At 62.3% G+C, this 18,130-nt stretch carries 15 protein-coding genes; 7 read left to right on the forward strand and 8 right to left on the reverse strand.

Annotated features, from left to right (window positions below):
- Both ACLRGI_RS13770 and ACLRGI_RS13775 read left to right on the forward strand, forming a co-directional pair.
- On the forward strand, positions 1-629 hold a 629-nt coding region (locus ACLRGI_RS13770), incomplete at its 5' end, for a urocanase-related protein (RefSeq protein WP_503827038.1).
- A 568-nt stretch (positions 630-1,197) separates the two neighbouring features.
- Positions 1,198-2,646: an aromatic amino acid lyase gene (locus ACLRGI_RS13775; protein WP_419202205.1), complete on the forward strand. Its 1,449-nt coding sequence runs from the start codon at positions 1,198-1,200 to the stop codon at positions 2,644-2,646.
- 112 nt (positions 2,647-2,758) lie between these two features.
- Here the strand turns inward: ACLRGI_RS13775 and ACLRGI_RS13780 are convergent, their stop codons facing one another.
- Positions 2,759-4,411, reverse strand: coding sequence for an MDR family MFS transporter (locus ACLRGI_RS13780; RefSeq protein WP_419202206.1), 1,653 nt, complete (start codon positions 4,409-4,411; stop codon positions 2,759-2,761).
- A gap of 132 nt (positions 4,412-4,543) precedes the next feature.
- Entirely contained in the window at positions 4,544-5,017 is a 474-nt protein-coding gene (gene rraA, locus ACLRGI_RS13785; protein ID WP_419202207.1) for a ribonuclease E activity regulator RraA, read from the reverse strand.
- Positions 5,018-5,175: 158 nt separating this feature from the next.
- On the opposite strand from rraA, the gene ACLRGI_RS13790 reads away from it, so the two are divergent.
- Positions 5,176-6,480 (forward strand): MFS transporter, encoded by a 1,305-nt coding sequence (locus ACLRGI_RS13790; protein ID WP_419202208.1) that lies wholly within the window; start codon positions 5,176-5,178, stop codon positions 6,478-6,480.
- Positions 6,481-6,497: 17 nt separating this feature from the next.
- Here ACLRGI_RS13790 and ACLRGI_RS13795 read toward each other — a convergent pair whose 3' ends face one another.
- The 3 genes from ACLRGI_RS13795 to ACLRGI_RS13805 form a co-directional block, all read right to left on the reverse strand.
- Positions 6,498-7,511: an FG-GAP repeat domain-containing protein gene (locus ACLRGI_RS13795; RefSeq protein WP_419202209.1), complete on the reverse strand. Its 1,014-nt coding sequence runs from the start codon at positions 7,509-7,511 to the stop codon at positions 6,498-6,500.
- 200 nt (positions 7,512-7,711) lie between these two features.
- Positions 7,712-8,857, reverse strand: coding sequence for an FG-GAP-like repeat-containing protein (locus ACLRGI_RS13800; RefSeq protein ID WP_419202210.1), 1,146 nt, complete (start codon positions 8,855-8,857; stop codon positions 7,712-7,714).
- A 51-nt stretch (positions 8,858-8,908) separates the two neighbouring features.
- Entirely contained in the window at positions 8,909-10,036 is a 1,128-nt protein-coding gene (locus ACLRGI_RS13805; RefSeq protein WP_419202211.1) for an FG-GAP repeat domain-containing protein, read from the reverse strand.
- A 202-nt stretch (positions 10,037-10,238) separates the two neighbouring features.
- Here ACLRGI_RS13805 and ACLRGI_RS13810 point away from each other — a divergent pair, with 202 nt between their 5' ends.
- From ACLRGI_RS13810 to ACLRGI_RS13820, 3 genes are all read left to right on the forward strand, one after another.
- Complete coding sequence (locus ACLRGI_RS13810; protein ID WP_419202212.1) at positions 10,239-10,847, forward strand: TetR/AcrR family transcriptional regulator; 609 nt, start codon at positions 10,239-10,241, stop codon at positions 10,845-10,847.
- Positions 10,848-11,126: 279 nt separating this feature from the next.
- Positions 11,127-12,317, forward strand: coding sequence for an NAD(P)-dependent malic enzyme (locus ACLRGI_RS13815; RefSeq protein ID WP_419202213.1), 1,191 nt, complete (start codon positions 11,127-11,129; stop codon positions 12,315-12,317).
- Between the two features lie 156 nt (positions 12,318-12,473).
- Complete coding sequence (locus tag ACLRGI_RS13820) at positions 12,474-12,977, forward strand: DUF456 domain-containing protein (RefSeq protein ID WP_014923055.1); 504 nt, start codon at positions 12,474-12,476, stop codon at positions 12,975-12,977.
- A 22-nt stretch (positions 12,978-12,999) separates the two neighbouring features.
- Here ACLRGI_RS13820 and ACLRGI_RS13825 read toward each other — a convergent pair whose 3' ends face one another.
- Both ACLRGI_RS13825 and ACLRGI_RS13830 read right to left on the reverse strand, forming a co-directional pair.
- Positions 13,000-13,959 (reverse strand): polysaccharide deacetylase family protein, encoded by a 960-nt coding sequence (locus ACLRGI_RS13825; protein WP_419202214.1) that lies wholly within the window; start codon positions 13,957-13,959, stop codon positions 13,000-13,002.
- Positions 13,956-15,542 carry a purine-cytosine permease family protein gene (locus tag ACLRGI_RS13830; RefSeq protein ID WP_419202215.1) on the reverse strand — a complete coding sequence of 529 codons (1,587 nt, stop codon included), beginning with the start codon at positions 15,540-15,542 and terminating at the stop codon, positions 13,956-13,958. The genes ACLRGI_RS13825 and ACLRGI_RS13830 overlap by 4 nt, the downstream gene beginning before the upstream one ends.
- A 107-nt stretch (positions 15,543-15,649) precedes the next feature.
- Between ACLRGI_RS13830 and ACLRGI_RS13835 the strand changes: the two genes are divergently transcribed.
- The gene (locus tag ACLRGI_RS13835) at positions 15,650-17,137 is read left to right on the forward strand and encodes a PucR family transcriptional regulator (protein WP_419202216.1); all 1,488 of its coding nucleotides are present in this window, start codon (positions 15,650-15,652) and stop codon (positions 17,135-17,137) included.
- A 93-nt stretch (positions 17,138-17,230) separates the two neighbouring features.
- Here ACLRGI_RS13835 and purU read toward each other — a convergent pair whose 3' ends face one another.
- Positions 17,231-18,130 (reverse strand): formyltetrahydrofolate deformylase, encoded by a 900-nt coding sequence (gene purU / locus ACLRGI_RS13840; protein WP_419202217.1) that lies wholly within the window; start codon positions 18,128-18,130, stop codon positions 17,231-17,233.

An 18,130-nucleotide genomic window follows, 5' to 3' on the forward strand; every position in this document is an offset into this window, starting at 1 on the left:
CTTTCTGCGATTTCCTTTTCCCGTTCCGTTGGGTCGCGTTGTCCCGGGATCCGGCCGGTATCGATGTGGCGGGGGCTGGGAGAGGTGCCTGGGCCACGGAGGGTGAGGGCCGGTGCGAGTGGCTGGACGCTGCTGCGGACCGGGTGGAATTCGAAGGGCTGCCGGCCCGTATTTGCTGGCTGGGGTACGGTGAACGCGCCAAGGCCGGGTTGTTGTTCAACCAGCTGGTCAAGGAGGGCAAGGTCAAGGCCCCGATCGTGATCGGCCGTGACCACCTGGATTCGGGTTCTGTGGCGTCTCCGTACCGGGAGACCGAGTCCATGGCCGACGGGTCGGACGCGATTGCTGACTGGCCGTTGCTGAACGCCCTGATCAACACCTCCTCGGGTGCTACCTGGGTTTCGATCCATCACGGCGGCGGGGTGGGTATCGGCCGGTCCCTGCACGCCGGTCAGGTTTCCGTCGCTGACGGAACCGACCTCGCCGCGGAAAAGCTCGAACGACTCTTGACCAACGACCCCGGCATGGGCGTCATCCGCCACGTCGACGCCGGCTACGACCGCGCCGTCGACGTCGCCAACGAACGCGGCGTCCGCATCCCCATGAACGAATCTGCCAGCACGCGTTAGCAGCATCTGGAAGGAAATCCCGGGACGGCTATGCAGTGTATTTCTCGCCTGGCCGTCCCGGGACAACCAACCCATCAGTCCGGATAACAAACGACCAGCACGCCCAGTCGAGAGCGAGGAAATGCACCGTGTACAGGGAAAGCCCGGGGACGTGGGCATCAGTTGCTATCGGAACGCGGGTGACTATGATAAAACGCGGCCACAACCCGTTTCGGGGAACTGTGGATGATAGAACCGCGGACGGAACAATCCTTTGGATCCTCTCAAGGACAGGGATACGGAAGCTCTTTCACACTGAGGACGGGTTTCAGTTGACCCCTGGTGAACGATGACGGCACAACCCATACCAATGGCCCTCCGAGTTGATACTCGTACTCATGCTCCGGATCGGGATGAATACTCTAATCGAAGTGCCGCAGGCGTGGAACAAAAGCAGTTGACTTGTCCTGAAGACTGCTTCTACTGCACTGCGCCGGAAACAGATTAACGCCGGAAACAGATTAGGACCGGAACCGGATTAGCACCTAAACGGATGAGCACCGAAAACTGACGAGAAAGGGACCGGTTGATGGTCGTTATCGATGGCTTGACGCTGAACTTGGCGGATGTCGTCTCAGTTGCCGACGGCGAACATGTCACGTTGGCCCCGGAAGCCGTGGTTCGAATGGACGAATCGCGAAAGTCTGCGGAAGCTACGGCGCTACGACGTCCGGTCTATGGCAGATCAACAGGGGTCGGTGCCAACCGCACAGTTTCCCTGACGGAAGCCCAGGGCGGTGACACGCACGGGCTGAAGCTCCTGCGCAGCCACGCTGTGGATGCGGGCAAGCCGCTGGAACGCCGGACCGTCCGTGCAATGTTGGTTGTCAGGCTCAGCCAACTGGCGGCTGGTGGATCTGGAATCAACCCCGCGATTGCCGAGGCGTTGGTGGAACTCATCAATAGCGACGTTGTCCCCGAGGTTCGGGAATTCGGTGGTATTGGAACCGCCGACCTGCAGGCGCTTGCGGGTACTGCGCTCACGATGCTGGGCGAACGTCGGCCATTGGGCGGAAGAAAGGTTCCGGTTCGTCTGACGGACTGGGCCACTGCCGATGCCCTTCCCTTCATCAGCTCCAGTGCGCTGACTATTGGCCAAGCCATCCTGGCCCAGCAAAAACTATCGACGCTCTTGGACAATGCGGCGGTGACGGCCGCACTGTCGTTCATTGCGATGTCCGGCAACTCCGAGGCACTGAACCCCGCCGTAGCGGCAGCTGCAGATACTCAAGAGGTGGCCTCGGCAGCAACCATGTTCCGTGGCATGGTTCACGGCAGCGGTCAGCCCGCTCGAATCCAGGACCCTTACTGCTTGCGGACCTTGCCTCAAATTTTCGGTTCCCAAGCAGAGGAACTCGGGCGCTTGCATGCTTTGCTGAGTCGCCTTGTCACAGCCGGCAATGAGAATCCGCTCGTCCATGGCTCACCGTCCGACGACAGCAACGATGTCTCGCACCACGGGCTCTTCCAAATGACAAACCTGGCCCGCCGACTGGATACGTTGCAGTTGGCAATCGGCGCAGCATGCGCCACCCAGCTGCGGAGGATTGATCTCCTTTGCGACCCGAAGTACACGGGCCTGCAGCCCTTCCTGGCTGAGGACGGTTCCGGTCAGTCAGGGGTAATGATGCTTGAATATGTGGCTGCTGCCGCAGTCGGTCGGATTCGGGGCAACGCCCAGCCGGCAAGCCTGCAGACAGTGGTGCTATCGCTCGGGGCTGAGGAGGACGCCAGCTTCGCAAGCGTGGCCACCGCCCAGTTGGAGTCGACGGCGGACGCACTCGCCATCGTCGCCGCCGTCGAGCTCGTTTGTGCTTCACGGGCCCTGCGCCTTCAGGGGCGCCGACCCGAGGAGTTCGCCAGCGCCCGGTTGCGCGCCATGATGCAGGGAGGTTTTACTCTGCCGTCCGATGTGGGCGACCGCGACCTCCGCGGCGATCTGGAGCAGGGCATCGAACTTGTGACGGCTTCCTACTAGATTTTTTTTAGACCACAACTAAGCGGTACTGCGATCAAAGGAGAACGGCAGGCGGTCCGGAGACTGCCTGCCGTTCTTGATGCTCCATGAATTGAATGCTTAACGCATGGACTCAGTGCGCTGGAACGGATTCCTTGGCTGCTGCCTTGGGGTCCGTCAGCTTCTTGTTGGGCAAGGCGAAGCTGATCAGGAAGGCCACGAGCATCAGCCCGGCAGCCGTGAGCATCACGATGTCGATCGCTTGGGCGAAGCCTTCTGTGATGGGCCGTGTCAGCGTGCTGTTCGCCGTGTGAAGCCAGCTGGTGTCATTCAGGGACTCGTTGTTGGCGCCATTCTTGAAGAAATCGAAGAGCTTGGCGTTTGCCGGATCGGCTGCCACGGCCGGATCCTTCATGACGGCTTGGTAGTCCGGGTTCGCAGCGGCAGTCTTCATGCCCCCGGCAATCTTGTCGGCCGCCGTGCTGAAGAGCATGGAGATAAACACTGCCGTTCCCACTGCTCCACCCATGGAACGGAAGAACGCGGCGGTGGAGGTGCCTACGCCCATGTCCTTGGGCGGGACCGACACCTGCATGGCAAGTGTGAGCGGCTGCATGCAGAAGCCCAGCCCGACCCCGAAGAACACTGCGATCAGGCCGGGAACCCACAGCCCGGTATCGACGCCGAGGACCAATCCCATCACGGTGGCAGCAGCAGCCAGGATAGCCGTACCCATGATCGGGAAGACCCGATACACCCCTGACGAGGAGATGGTTCGGCCGGCAGAGATTGAGCCGAAGAGGATGCCCACCGTAAACGTGATCATCATCAGGCCGGCCTCGGTGGGAGTCAGCCCCTTCACGAGCTGAAGGTACATGGGCAGCATTGCGATGGCCCCGAACATTCCGATGCCGATGATGAAGTTCAGAAGCGATGACAGCCCAAATGTCATGTTCTTGAAGAGGCGCAAAGGAATCAGCGCATAGTCCCCGGCGCGCTTTTCGGCGAGGAGGAATGCCACGATGCCAATCACCCCAAGTCCATAGCAGAGCCAGGATGCCCCGGAGGCCCAGCCCCAAATGCGGCCCTGTTCTGCCACCAGCAGCAAGGGCACAATCGCCAGCGTGATGGCGGCGGCGCCCCAGTAGTCGATTTTTTGCTTCACGTGCCGCGCCGGCAGGTGCAGGTACATGAAGACAACTACAAGCGCGGCGAGCCCGATGGGGAGGTTGATGAAGAAAACCCAACGCCAGCCTTCGAAACCCAGGATGTTGGCGGAGCCCGCGAAAGCACCGCCAATCACCGGGCCCAGAACGGAAGAGATACCGAAGACGGACATGAAGTAGCCCTGGTATTTTGCCCTGTCCTTCAGTGCCACGATGTCGCCGATGATGGTCAGCGCCAATGCGAGCAAGCCACCGGCGCCGAGGCCTTGGATGCCGCGGGCAATGGCAAGCTCGGTCATGGAGTGGACTGATCCGGCGTAAAGCGATCCCACCAGGAAGATCACGATGGCCACGAGGTAGAGCGGGCGGCGACCAAAGATATCGCTGAGCTTGCCGTAGAGCGGGGTGCTCACGGTAGAAGTGATGAGATAGGCCGTGGTGGCCCACGCCTGGAGAGACAGGCCATCGAGGTCGTTGGCAATGGTGTAGATGGACGTGGACACAATGGTTTGATCCAGCGAGGACAGGAACATGCCGAGCATGAGCCCCACCATGACGGTGAGTGTCTGACGATGTGTCAGGACCTCTCCGGCAGCCCGTACGGGCGCAGTTTTGGACATATCTTCTCCAGAGGTGGCAGAAAAGTGGATTAAGCAGGATAGTTGCTTTCAGTAACTATCTTACGGCCCGATTGATTCCCCTGGGGAGAATGTTTCACCGACTTTTCTTCTAAGTCGGTGCCTGGTGAAGGGCTAGCGCTCCACCAGGATGCCGTCCGTGTCGCAGAAAATCATCACCCCGGGCTGGATGCGGACGCGATCGATCACCAGTTGAACGTCCACCTCGCCGACGCCCGTCTTGGCGCTCTTCTTCGGGTTGCTGCCGAGTGCCTTGACGCCCAGGGGCAACCGGGAAATGGCCTCGCGGTCGCGTATGGCACCGTTGATAATTACGCCGGCCCAGCCGTTTGCCACGGCGCTTTCCGCGATCATGTCTCCCATCAGCGCAGTCCTCAAAGACCCCTGTCCATCGACGACAAGAACAGCACCTTCGCCGGGTGTGTTGAGGATGGTCTTCACCAAGGCGTTGTCCTCGAAACACCGAATGGTGCGAACGGGCCCGCTGAAATGTGTGTGCCCACCCAGGTTTTGGAACTGGACGGCGATGGATTCCAGTTCCTCGCCGCGTTCATCGTAGAGATCGGCGGTATTTATTTGCTCGCTCATAGTGCTGCTCCTCTATCGGTTTGAGGCCACACTAACTCTTGCATCAGGGCTTCCGCAGGACATGTTTCGGCCTATGTGGATAAAAGGCGCGACGGCGGTTCAGTGTCGCTCCGCCGCGCTAGGCTGAATCCAAACATTGAAACAAGGGGGAACTTGCCATGAGCCTGTCCGACCTGCCGGGTCCGGTTCCGGATCCAGCTGTCGTCCGCGGCGGAACCACCACGGCGCTGGCTGAGCCTGTTGCCCGTGTCCGGCCGCTCTGGGTCACCGGCGTTGTACTGGTCAACCTGGGCATCAACGCAGCGTTCTTCGGCCCTCTTCAAGTCCTATTGGGACAGCAGGCAGCCCACTTCGATGAGGGCCAGAAGGAAGCAATCCTTGCTTTGGTCACTGGCTGTGGTGCGGCTGTCTCCATGGTGGCAAATCCGCTCTTCGGAGCGTTCAGCGACCGCACGACCTCCCGGTTTGGCCGCCGTGTTCCCTGGGTCCTGATGGGTGCGGTCCTGGCGGCTGTTGCGCTCGTTGCTTTGGCCGGTGCTCCCAATGTCGCAGCCATGACTTTGCTATGGTGCCTGGTCCAGGCCGGAGCGAACGCCATGTACGCCGCCATAACGGCCGCAGTACCTGACCGAGTCCCGGTTCCACAGCGCGGAACCGTGGGCGGACTCGCCGCCATGGGGCAGACGGTAGGGATTCTGATCGGCGCCGTGATCGCGGCAGTGGTTGTTGGAAACTTTGCGGCCGGGTACTGGCTGTGCGCTGCGGCGCTGCTCGCCGGCGTCGTGCTTTACCTCTTCAAGAATGACGATCAGCAACTTCCCCCAACCGAACGCCCGCCCTTCAACCTGGCAGAGTTCCTTAGGGGCTTCTGGGTTTCGCCCAAACGCTATCCCGACTTCGCTTGGGCTTGGCTGACGCGCCTGCTGGTAAGCACCGGTAACCACATGGTCACGTTGTATCTGTTGTTCTTCCTCAGCGATGCGGTGCGCCTCAAGGAGACTGAGGGAATCGATCCCTCTTTCGGGGTGCTCGTTCTTACCGGTCTTTACGCGGTCTCGGTCATTATCACCAGTGTTCTCGGTGGACGGCTCAGCGACAGGATGGGCAAACGGAAGCCTCTGGTGATCGCGTCGTCGGTCATCATTGCACTGGCGTCGCTGATCCTCGCCTTTGCACCAACCTGGATCGGCGGACTCGCCGGTGCGGTGGTGTTGGGGATCGGGTTTGGAGCCTACCTGGCCGTCGACTTCGCGCTCATTACCCAGGTCCTTCCGACCGGGATGGACCGCGGGCGGGACTTGGGCGTCATCAACATTGCCAACTCCTTGCCGCAGGTGATCGCGCCCCTGATCGCTTCTCCGTTTGTCCTTTACTGGGGCGGCTACGTCTCCCTGTACGTAGCCGCCGCAGTCATTGGCCTTTTGGGCGCCGTGTTCGTGGTGAAGATCAAGAGCGTGGCGTAGGGCTAAAAGGGCCCGGCCTAGAACACCGCGTTCATGACGTTCCAGCCGCTGCCAACAACTGGCTGGCCCTTCCATGCGAAGCCGTAGATGCCCCGGCTGCTGAAGCCAGAAGGATCGGCGAGGTACATCGTCAGCAGACCGTTCGGGCTGATGCCGTAAACGTCGTTGTAGCCATCGCCATTGAAGTCACCGGCCACCCCAAAACGACTGAGCACTTCCCAGCCCCTGCCAATGACACCGTCATAGCCGCTCGGATGACCGTACTCATAGAAGAAACCGTTGCGCGGAGAGGAGCGAACCTGTAAGTCACCCCACCAACTTCGGGTGAGGACCACGGCCTCGGGTGTGCCATAGAAATGCCCTGCCCCGGCAGCATCCAGGCCCTGCCAGGCCGAGGAGACCTTGCTGGGCGCGAGCCACCCGCCCCGCCCGTTTCCTGGGTAAAGGAACACGTTGCCTGCTGCATCCTGGGCAAGGATGTCGTTGGTGCCATCGCCGTTCAGGTCGCCGGGTGCGATGAGGTTGATAAAGCCCTGCCACCCTTGGCCGATCTGGAACGCCTGTTTCCAAGCCCCGGCGCCATTTCCTTGGTATAGAAAGAGGCGTCCGTAGCCATCGCGACCCATGACGTCCACTGTTCCGTCACCATCGAAGTCTCCCGGCGAAACCAAGAGGTTATAGATGTGCCAGCCGTTACCGATGACTTGCGGTGCCCGCCAGTTGCCTCTGCCGTCGGTGGGGTAAAGGAGCAAGCGGCCTGCGGCGTCGCGAGCGAACAGATCGAAGGTGCCGTCGCCGTCGAAACCTCTCGACCGCGGGGCTGCTTCAACGGGGAGCCCTTGGGCGGTCTCCTTGGTGAGCATCGCCTCTGTGTTGAGGGAGGCTTTGGTGTCCACCGCTTGTTCGGCGGCCGAAGCAGGGAACGCCGCGAGTAGGAGGCAAGTAGCTAAAGCCGGGGCCATCATGAGTGCAAGCAGTCGGCGAGGACTGCGTCGGCGCGCAGGCGCGCGAAGGGCAGAGTTGTAGCCCAAGGTTTCTCCCGGAGAAATAAGGCGGCACAGAGTTGGCCGAAGAGATCAATTGGGATGACACTACCGCCTGCGGGGCCCTGGCATATAGCTGGCCCTTTTATTGCGGGAACCCCACCCGGATCGCTCCGAACGGGGTTCCCAACAACGCGGCTAGACAACTGGACGACCTAGACAACTGGACGACCTAAACAACAAGACACCTAGAACAGGTCCGTGAACCCGCCCCAGCCCCAGCCCACCACTTCAACACCAGCCCAGCCGGCGTTTCCGTTGCCGTAGTAGGCGCGCAATTGGCCGGAGGCGTCCACGGCGAAGACGTCGAGGCTTCCGTCGGCGTTGATGTCCCCGGCGCTGCCGATCTTGCTCAGGCCGTTCCAGCCCTGACCCACCACAGTCATGCCGTTCCAGCCGCCGGATCCGTTGCCACTGTAGAGCTTCAGGTACCCGGCAGAATCCCGAGCCAGGACGTCAACGTTGGTGTCGCCGTCGAAGTCGCCGGGGGTGATGATTGCGTTCAGGGCGTTCCAGCCTTGGCCCGCCACGGACCGGGGGAGCCATCCACCCTGTCCGTTACCGGGGTAGAGGTAGAGAACTCCATTGGCGTCGCGGGCAAGGATGTCGTTGCTGCCGTCGCTGTTGAAGTCTCCGGGGGAGACCAGCGACGTGAAAATGTTCCATCCGGTACCCACCTTTTGGGGACCGTTCCAGCCGCCTGAACCATTGCCGCTGTAAAGATAAAGGCCGCCGGCCGAGTCCCTGCCCAGGACGTCGTTGATGCCATCGCCGTCAAAGTCGCCGGGGGAGAGCACCGTGGGGAAGATGTTCCAGCCGGCGCCGACGGTCTGGGCGGGTCCCCAGGCGTTGTTGGCGCGCTGGTACATCATCAGGGCGCCGTCGGATCGGCGGGCCAGAAGGTCGAAAGAGTCATCCGGGGTGAAGCCATTTGGCCGGTTGGACGCAGAAATCGGCGCGGTTTCTTCACTGGCGACTTCCAGGCCTTCGCAGGGATAGCTGGCCACCAAGTGTGCGGCGATGGTTTTGCCGCGGTCTTCTTCAGTGAGGAAATAGTCGGGCCACGTGGGGTGGTCCGTCGCCACTTCACCATCGCGCGTCCAGTAGATGCGGGTATCCGGGCCCGCGGCAGCACCACAGCCCTTGTATGCATACGGATCCCAGGTGACGGTGAGCGTGGAACCAACATAAGGAGCGCCGGTAATTACTGGAGGTTCAGGGTCCATATTGGCCATGGCGGGAGCGGGGGCAAGTACTACTGCTGCAAAGAGCGCAGCCCCTATTCCGGCCAGTGCCCGGCGCACGCCGGTTGTAGGGCGTGATGAAGCAAACATTGTGTCCTCCCCAGACTTTATGCGGTTAATGGTACCGCGACTGGGATTTTCCTAGAAGATTGCTGTGAACCATCCGAATCCGGCACCAACGGCCTCGGAGCCCTTCCATCCGGTCTTTCCGTCGCTGTAGTAGGCAAGAAGGCGACCCTGCTGGTCTACCCCGTAAACATCGGGGAAGCCGTCGCCGTTAAAGTCGCCGGCTCCACCTACGAACTTTAGCGCGTTCCATCCGACGCCGATCATCCAGGACCGTGCCCAGCCGCCTGCGCCATTGCCCCCGTAAAAGTACAGGTAACCGTTGCGGTCGCGCGCCAGGACATCCACGTTTCCGTCGCCGTTGAAGTCTCCCGGCGTCACCAGCGCGTCCATGACGTTCCACCCCGTCCCGACGGCGGTTCGCCCCAACCAGCCTCCGGTGCCATTGCCCGGGTAGAGGTAGAGGGCGCCGCCGGGTTCCCTCGCGAGGACGTCGTTGTGGCCGTCGCCGTTGAAGTCGCCAGGGCTGACGATGGAGTCGAACACATTCCATCCGTTGCCGATGGACTTGGCCGTCTTCCAGCCGCCTGCGCCGTCTCCGCCGAACAGGTAGAGCCCTCCGGCGGAGTCGCGTACGATCACGTCGCTTTTGCCGTCACCGTCGAAGTCGCCGGGGGAGAAAACGGTATTGAAGATGTTGAAGCCATAACCCACGGTTCGGGCGGGGTCCCAAGCGCTGCCATTTCGTCCGTAGAGCACCAGCGAGCCGTCACTGGCGCGGGTTAAAAGTTCGAAACTCCGTCCGGTGAAACCCGCCGCCCGATTCACGGCACCCACAGGTTTGGTCTCGTTGCTGTGCAGTGACTCTCCACCGCAGGACGTCTTGCTGGCGGTGACGTGCGCAGCCATCCTCGCTCCGGTGTCATCCTGCTCCAGCACGTAATCACGGGCAGTTTCGCCGGCCACAAGGAAGCCGTCACGCGTCCAGTAGACAGTGAAGTCCGGGCCTTTGCCGCCTCCGCAGCCGTAGAACGTGTACGGGCCGATGTCAGCGGTCAGCCTCTTGCCCACGAATGCTTCACCGTTGAGTATGGGGTCCGGCCCGTTGCTGGGCGCGGCCGACGCCGGAAGGGGACTAAGTGCCATGACCGCCACCCCGGCGGTCAGCAGCACCGCTGCAATCCGACGTCGTAATTTCCCCATGCGTGTTCCTTCCGTGTGGGTTCCAAGCCTGCATGAAGTGTATGTGTGCGGGACCGGTAGCCCCGAATGGCGGGTCTCAGGGGCGTCGGGCGAGCTCTCAGGAAACGGTCATTTTGCTCCCGTATCATGGATGCGATCGGCCAGCCGCGGTCCTTGACCCGGCAGGCCGTTTCCTTGTCAGCCTGCCAAGAGATCGCCGGATATGCCTGCATCAAATTCACTGGAACCCTACTCCCTTGACCTGACAACGGGGTTGCCCCGCATGGCTGCCGCACCCACCACGCCGCGGCAGCAGCTGCGCTATGCCCGCATTTTGAAGACGGCGGCAGGATTTGCCCAGAGACAGTTCGACACCTTGAGCCTTTCCGACGTCGCGGCCAAGGCTGACATTCCGCTAGGCACGCTCTACCGCTACTTCCCCTCCACGGCCCACCTCATGCTGGCTGTCTATCGTCAGCAACTGCGGGAACTCCGCGATGGCGTCCGGATGCGTGAAGGCCAGGGCCACGCCCTCGCGGGTTTGATGATGGAGATCTTCCACTTACGGGTCATGCAGCCGGCCGTAGAACACTGCCTCATCCGGCCTGCCGGCAAGGACGATGACACTGCCCAGTTGTTGCGGGAAATCGATGCGTTGTCCGAGGGCGTGGTTGCTTCGCTGAGTAGGGACTCCGGGAATGACACCGTCACGGCCAGGGTCTTGTTGCATTTGGTGAGCGGGTTGGTTCAGGCGGTCCGGTGCCGCCGGCTGTCCTTGTTCGAGGCCGAGAAGGATCTCAAGAAAGCGTGCACTCTGCTGACTGGCGAGTGAGGCTCAACCCGCTGGTCTAGACCGCGAAGATCTCAGAAGGCGGTTTTCTGTATGATGTGGGTCACATTCGCGGCTGGTTGAACGTTTTACTCTCGAATCGTCTCTCTTGGTATTGAATCTTGTACCCTCAGCGTTTCCCTAGGCTGGAAACACCGAAGCGGCTAGCAGCCCCCTATCTGCAGAAGCAATGCCGGACCAGTCACCCTTGGCCGGCACCAGCAGTTCTGTTCCTGCCCGAATCGTGCCGTGGGTTCACGGCTAGCCTGAGGAGACAAAGACGTGTCCATTGAGACAATTGCAACTGATAACGACGCCCTGGTACTGAGCGAAGAAGAGATCTTCGCAGCCCACGAAGGCGGCAAGCTGACCATTTCCAGCACTGTTCCGCTGAACAACAAGCGCGACCTTTCCATCGCCTACACCCCGGGCGTCGCCCAGGTAAGCCGTGCGATCCATGCCAATCCCGAACTTGCCCGCACCCACACCTGGGCCGAGCGCCTGGTAGTTGTGGTCAGCGATGGCACGGCCGTTCTGGGGCTCGGCAACATCGGCCCGAGTGCCTCCTTGCCGGTCATGGAAGGCAAGTCGGCCCTGTTCAAGTCCTTCGGTGACCTCGACTCCATCCCGCTGGTGCTCAACACCACCGACGTAGACGAGATCATTGAAACCTTGGTCCGCCTCCGCCCGAGCTTCGGCGCCGTAAACCTCGAGGACATCTCGGCTCCGCGCTGCTTCGAACTCGAAGAACGCCTCATCCAAGCGCTCGATTGCCCCGTCATGCACGACGACCAGCACGGTACCGCCGTCGTGGTTCTTGCTGCCCTGACCAACGCTGCCAAGGTGACGCAGCGCGAGCTTGCCGGCCTTAAGGTTGTTGTCTCCGGCGCTGGTGCCGCAGGCATCGCCATTGCTGAGATTCTTCTTGCTGTTGGCATCAAGGACGTCATCCTGCTCGACTCCAAGGGCGTGGTCAACGCTGACCGTGCCGATCTTGTAGCCGATCCCGGCAGCGTCAAGGCCCGCATGGCCCAGCGCACCAACCCGCGCGGCGTCACCGGCGGTCCGGGCGAAGGACTGACGGGCGCCGATGTGTTTGTTGGCGTCTCCTCTTCCAAGCTGGATGAAGAGCACCTGAAGCTCATGAACGACCAGTCGATCGTGTTCGCCCTGTCCAACCCGGATCCCGAAGTTCTTCCCGAGGTTGCCCGGAAGTATGCAGCCGTTGTTGCCACGGGCCGCAGCGACTTCCCGAACCAGATCAACAACGTGCTGGCCTTCCCCGGCATCTTCCGCGGCGCGCTCGATGCCAAAGCCCGCCGCATCACGCCCGCCATGAAGATCGCTGCTGCCAACGCCATCGCCGAGCTGGCTGCGGAAGACCTCTCGGCCAACTACATCGTGCCCAGCCCGCTGGATGCCCGCGTGGCACCGGCCGTCACCGCGGCTGTTGCTGCCGCCGTGGCTGAGTAGCGGTTACTGACGCAAGTCCGACGACGGCGACGCCTCCCGTGCTGGGGAGCGTCGCCGTCGTTCTCGTTGTAAGCAACGCGGGGTCACGTACGCACCGTTGCGGGGCATCGAAGGGGCCACAAGTGACCCCGCGTTGCAGTGCATAGACTTGTGGCCATGAACGCCGAACTTATTGTGACCATCCTGTGCGGCCTGGCCATTGCGGTAGGCGTCGCCGGGACCATCATTCCTGTGCTCCCCGGCAGTATTCTCATTGGCGCGAGCCTGCTGGCTTGGGCTATCTGGGGAGGTGCCGGTCCGCTCGGTTGGGTGATCTTCGCGGTCGGCATGGTGTTCGTGGTGGCCGGTATGGCAGCCAGTGCTGTTCTCACCGGCCGGAAGCTGAAACAGCACGGCATTCCCAACAGGTCGGTGCTGATCGGCGTGGTCCTGGGTGTGGTGGGCATGTTCGTTATTCCCGTGGTGGGGTTGTTTGTTGGATTCGCCGTCGGGCTACTCCTCAGCGAAGTCCAGCGAACCCGTGACTTCCGCACGGCAGTACGTTCGAGCGGCGCCGCGCTGAAAGCCACGGGCATCGGAATTCTGGTGGAATTCGGACTGGCTTGTGCTGCGGCCAGTACCTGGATCATCGGTGTGTGGATCAATGCGGTAAACGGCTGAGCCCCTCAAACTCGGGGAAGAACTAGTGGCGCACCGGCACTCCCGCGAGGACGTGGACCCGGGCTGGGCGGAAGCTTGCTCCGGCTCCGGGGAACAGCGGGACGTCGATCCGCGCGTGGGTGTGGATCTCCTGCACGGTGTCCTTGGTGTGCTGCGCGATCCCGGCCAACGTGGTGACCCACATGCCGTCCAAATCCTTGACCCGCTCCATCAGCTGTTCCAGGGCTACGGCGCGTGACGGCCGGCCTGAAATGAAGGGGTGGTTGGTCAGGACGAAGCAGCTGCCTTGGGAATGGTGCGCCTGGGCTTCAAGGGTCCACATTTCCAGCGCCTTGGCCGGGCTCTCGATCACCCCGCTGCCCGTGACGCCGGGGTAGAACCCGTACTGCTCCCAATCGTCCAGTGCCCAGTCCACGGGGATCTCCACAATGTCCCGGGAATCGCCCTCGGCAACGGCCATGCGGTAGGGGGCATCGCCGTCGAGCAGGCTTGAATCGTAGAGGAAGCCGCGGTCCGCAAGCAGTGCCGGCGACTGCCAGTTCAGCTCCCACCACGGTGCCCGGTAACCGACGGGGCGGATGCCCGCGACGTTGGCCAGGGCTTCAAGGCCTCGATCCAGGTAGCTGGCTTCGGTGGCGGCGTCGATGCCCTGCATGGGCTCATGAAGGTAGCCGTGGTGGGCGATCTCGTGGCCGCCATCGGCGATCCTGCGGACCACGTCAGGGTAACTTTCGGCCGTGAAGCCGGGGATGAAGAACGTTCCCTTGATGCCCTGGCGGTCCAGGATCTGAAGCAGGCGCGGAACGGCAATCCTGGGTCCGTAGGACTGGTGGCTCATGAGGGACATTCGCCGGGTGCTGGAAGGATCGTGGGCGATGGTGCAGGATTCAGCATCGACGTCGAAGGTGAACGACGCTGCTGCCTGGTAGCCCTCAGGCCACGTGATCGGGTGAAGGGAATCAGCGCAAGCAGGCTGGTTCATGCTGTGGTCCTTTCGGGAACTACGGGAGTGGCGGGAGCCGCAGGAGTGGCGGGGGCCGATGGTTGCGTCACTGACACGTGGTTTGATTCCGCCAGAAGATATTTCTTGTGTGCCCGTGGGCCGAGGATTGCGTAGGCCGCCGCGCTGGTGAGTCCTCCTGCCAGCCAGGACAGGTCCCAGCCGCCCAGTGCCACTGCAATCGGCCCCTGCATTGCTGGAACAAGCCCGTACATGAACAACCACGTGGAGAAGATGCCCACCAAAAGGGACACAATTCCGGCCCAGTTGATGACCGGCAGGCGGTGGGTTCCTACGGCATCGAAGAGGCGATCAACCTTGGCGGGCCAGCGCTTCTCCAGCCAGAAGTAGTGCACCAGCATGACTCCACCCCAAGCGGCAACCCAGGCGACCAAGCCGATCAGCCAGGCGTCGAGCACCGCAGCGAAGTCCTCCTGGAAGATGAAGAACACGACGGCGATGAGCGAGAAGACGCCGACGAACAGGTTCAGCTTTCGCCGACTGATCTTGATGTCCAGGGCTTGTGTGGCCACGGAGAAGGTATAGATGTTCAGGATGTTGGTGGCGATGGGGCCGTGCAGCACCATGAGGAGGACGGGGAGGGCCAGGACTCCGAAGTTCTGGACAATCAACTTGCCGGGGTCGATTTCACCGCTGTTGGTAGCGAGGCTTGCGCCGAGGATGCCCAGCCACACCACGGGGATGAACTGGCCGAGGACCGAAGCGAGGTAGACCTTGCGCTTGGGAACCGAGGTACTGACGAAGCGTGAGTAGTCGGCGGCGTACGTAAACCACGTGATGCCCCATCCGATGCCGATGGCGGTCATCACTGCGCTCATGGCGGCGATGCGCTCGGAGCCTTCAAGGATGTTACCGGCCGGCCCCGCGTAACCCCAGTCGATCTTCATGCCGAACCAGGCCACGCAGGACATGACGGCGAGGATGATGATGGTGGGCGGGACGGTCCACTTTTCGAAAGCCGCAATGGCTTTGTAGCCGAACCAGGCGATGGCAACCTGCGCTGCCATGATGGCCGTGGCGACGCCGATCTTCCAGCCGTAGTTTTGGGCTTCGGGGTCCACCCAACCAAGGGTTCCGAAGAGTGCCATGACCAGGTCCAGGATGATCCACGTGTTAACAGCACACCAGCCGATCACCAGGAGTGCCTGAATGGAGGCGGGAAGGTAGTTGCCGCGGCGACCAAAGGCGGCGCGGGCCAACACCATTCCGGTGGCACCCGTCTTCTGGCCAAGGAGGACGAAGCAGCCGAAGAGCAGCATGCCGATCAGGTTTCCCAGGACCAGGACAATGACGGTGTCCGCGAAGCCCAGGCCCAGATGGATGCCAAGTGCCCCCAGGACCCAGTTAATAGGGGCGAGGTTGGCGCCGGCCCAGATCCAGAACTGTCCGGAAACTTTGCGCGTGCGGTCTGCTTCGGGGATGGGCTGGAGCCAGGCTTCGCTGTCGTGGCCCGGCGCCGTTGCCGGACCTGACTGCGATGCGCCTGAGTCCGAGGAGCGCGGCTCCGCTGAAGGTGAAGGCGAAGGGGAGAGGTTGTCTTGCATGGGGGAGCCTCCGTGTGTGAAAGGGACCCTTTCAGCGTATGTGCCTTGCATCACAGCAACAAGATACGATGTGTCTAAACAAACCATCAGCCACCGTACGGAGTGTCGTGTCAATCCTGCTGGGTGCAGCTCTCGAGTATCAGAGCCTGAAATCTGCCGAGCCTCGGCTCCTCAACGACGTGCCGGACGCGCTCTCACGGCCGGTCCGCTGGGTGCACTCCAGCGAAGTCCTGGACATCGCCCCGCTCCTCAGCGGCGGCGAACTCCTGCTCAGCGGTGGCCAGGCGCTCGCCGGCGTGACGGCTGAGCGGCAGGCAGACTACGTCCGCGAGCTGGCCGCCCGGGGAATCGCAGCGCTGGCGCTGGAGACTGGTCCTGCGCTTCCCGAAGTGCCCGTCACCATGCTGGAAGTAGCCGAGGCCGCCGGGCTGCCGGTTATTGAGCTGCGCCAGGTTGTCCCTTTTGTGGGGGTGATGCAGGAGATCAATTCGCTCTTGGTCAGCGAATCCGTGGAGCACCTTCAGCTCGGTGACCAGGCCAGCCACGCCATGGCCGCCGAACTTGCCCACGGTAGCGGGCTCGATCAACTCCTGGCTGTCCTGTCCGAAAGGACCGGCGCCAGCGCGCGGCTGGTCTCGCCGTCGGGCCTCACCCTCGGTGCTGCCGGTGGCATGTTCCCCGCGGGCGGCACCACTCCCCTTGACGACGGCGGCAGCGTCACCACGGTGGATGTGCCGGTGCGCGGCGTCCTGGCCGCGCGACTTGAACTGCACATGCCCGACGACGGCGACGGCGGCCTGGCGCGGGTGGCCGGCGAACGTTCCGTGGACATCCTGGGCTTGGCGTTGCTGCAACGGATGCCGCCCGGGCTTAAGGAACTGGCGGGCATTGAACTCATGCGTGCCATCAACTCAGGGAGTCAGCACTGGCAGCTGCAGCAGCTCGGGCCGGCGTCGGGCTTCCCCGCGCAGGGTCAGGTGGCCGCCGTCGTGATTCGCTCAACCGGAGCCGGGCATCTGCGTCCGGCTGTGGATGCATTGCTTCGCGAGTGTGTTCCGCATAGCGCCAGCTACGCGAACAATGCTGAGCTGATCGCCCTAGCGGCCCTGGGTGGCGGAGCTGCTGCCCGTCATGCACTGATGGAGGCGTTGCGTGGTGTGGAAATGCCGGCGGGTTCCGTTGTGGCCGTGGGCCCGTTGGGCGTCGGCATTGATGAAGCGCCTTGGTCCCTGACGGAAGCGCGGCGGGCCTTGGACCTGGCCCGGGTAGGCACAGGTGTTGTGGATGCTGACACTTTGGCCGTGGAGCTCCTTGCGGACGAGTCGCTGGACCCGGCCACGCGCGAGGGGTTTGTGCAGCGGCAGCTGGGTGCCGTCGTCGAGCATGACCGTTTGAGGAAGTCCGAGCTCATGAGGACGCTGACGGTGTGGCTGGATACCGGCTGCAACACCGCCCAAGCTGCACGGGAGCTGCACTTGGAACGGCAGTCCCTGCATCACCGGCTGCAGCGGATCTTCGAACTCTGCGGCGGCGATCCGCGGGGAACCGGCAGGCTGGCTGCGCTGCATCTGGCAACTCGGCTGGCCTGGTTGTAGCTCTTTAAACGCCAAATCGACGGCCCGCTGCGCGTTAGATGGCCGGAACCGTCTATGACGCAGCAAGCCGTCGAAATGGATGCTTGCAGGGCACTACTTCAACACGATCGTCCTGTTCCCATTCAGGATGATCCGCCCCTCGCAGTGCCAGCGAACGGCGTTGCTGAGGGCCTTGCATTCGGTGTCCCGACCGGCGGCTACCAGGTCTTCCGGCCCGAACGTGTGGTCCACTTCCACTACCTGCTGGGCAATGATGGGACCTTCATCCAACTCGCCGTTGACGTAGTGGGCCGTGGCCCCCACAGTTTTCACACCACGGGCGTAGGCCTGGTGGTAGGGCTTGGCACCCTTGAAACTGGGGAGGAACGAGTGGTGGATATTGATCGCCCGGCCGTCCAGCTTACGGGCGAGGTCATCGCTGAGCACCTGCATGTACCGGGCCAGGACAATGAGTTCCACGTCCAGTTCATCGATGATCTCCAGCAGGCGCCCTTCAGCCGCGGGTTTGGTGGCAGCGGTGACGGGGACGTGGAAGAAGGGGATCCCGTGCCATTCGGCCAAACCCTGGTGATCGGTGTGGTTGGACACCACGCCCACCACGTTGATGGGCAGCTCGCCGATCCTTGCCCTGAACAGGAGGTCGTTCAGGCAGTGCCCGAACTTGGAGACCATGATCAGCACGCGCCGCTTGTAGCCCTGGCGCTCGAGCTGCCAGTTCATTCCGTACTTCTCGCCCACGGGACAGAAAGCGGTCCGCAAGGAGTCAACTGTTGAGGTGTCTCCGGACGATGCGAAGTGCACCCGCATGAAGAAGTGGCCCTCGGCGCGGTCACCGAACTGCTTGTTGTCGATGATGTCGCAGCCGTGTTCCAGCAGGAATCCGGACACGGCGTGCACGATTCCGGGGCCTTCCGGGCAGTCGAGGGTGAGGACGTGTTCCACGGTTGTCTCCGCAGAAGCGACGGCGGCGGTTTCGGTTTGGATGGCAGTCAT

Origin of the sequence: Paenarthrobacter sp. PPS72 (assembly GCF_048537125.1) — a bacterium.
Taxonomy (GTDB): Bacteria; Actinomycetota; Actinomycetes; order Actinomycetales; family Micrococcaceae; genus Arthrobacter; species Arthrobacter nitroguajacolicus_E.

Coding starts and splice junctions, on each gene's coding strand:
- ACLRGI_RS13805 (WP_419202211.1), bottom strand. CDS start 10,036: ATGGGGAAATTACGACGTCGGATTGCAGCGGTGCTGCTGACCGCCGGG.
- ACLRGI_RS13830 (WP_419202215.1), bottom strand. CDS start 15,542: ATGCAAGACAACCTCTCCCCTTCGCCTTCACCTTCAGCGGAGCCGCGC.
- purU (WP_419202217.1), bottom strand. CDS start 18,130: ATGACTGCCATCCAAACCGAAACCGCCGCCGTCGCTTCTGCGGAGACA.
- ACLRGI_RS13780 (WP_419202206.1), bottom strand. CDS start 4,411: ATGTCCAAAACTGCGCCCGTACGGGCTGCCGGAGAGGTCCTGACACAT.
- ACLRGI_RS13800 (WP_419202210.1), bottom strand. CDS start 8,857: ATGTTTGCTTCATCACGCCCTACAACCGGCGTGCGCCGGGCACTGGCC.
- ACLRGI_RS13820 (WP_014923055.1), top strand. CDS start 12,474: ATGAACGCCGAACTTATTGTGACCATCCTGTGCGGCCTGGCCATTGCG.
- ACLRGI_RS13790 (WP_419202208.1), top strand. CDS start 5,176: ATGAGCCTGTCCGACCTGCCGGGTCCGGTTCCGGATCCAGCTGTCGTC.
- ACLRGI_RS13775 (WP_419202205.1), top strand. CDS start 1,198: ATGGTCGTTATCGATGGCTTGACGCTGAACTTGGCGGATGTCGTCTCA.
- ACLRGI_RS13810 (WP_419202212.1), top strand. CDS start 10,239: ATGCCTGCATCAAATTCACTGGAACCCTACTCCCTTGACCTGACAACG.
- rraA (WP_419202207.1), bottom strand. CDS start 5,017: ATGAGCGAGCAAATAAATACCGCCGATCTCTACGATGAACGCGGCGAG.
- ACLRGI_RS13825 (WP_419202214.1), bottom strand. CDS start 13,959: ATGAACCAGCCTGCTTGCGCTGATTCCCTTCACCCGATCACGTGGCCT.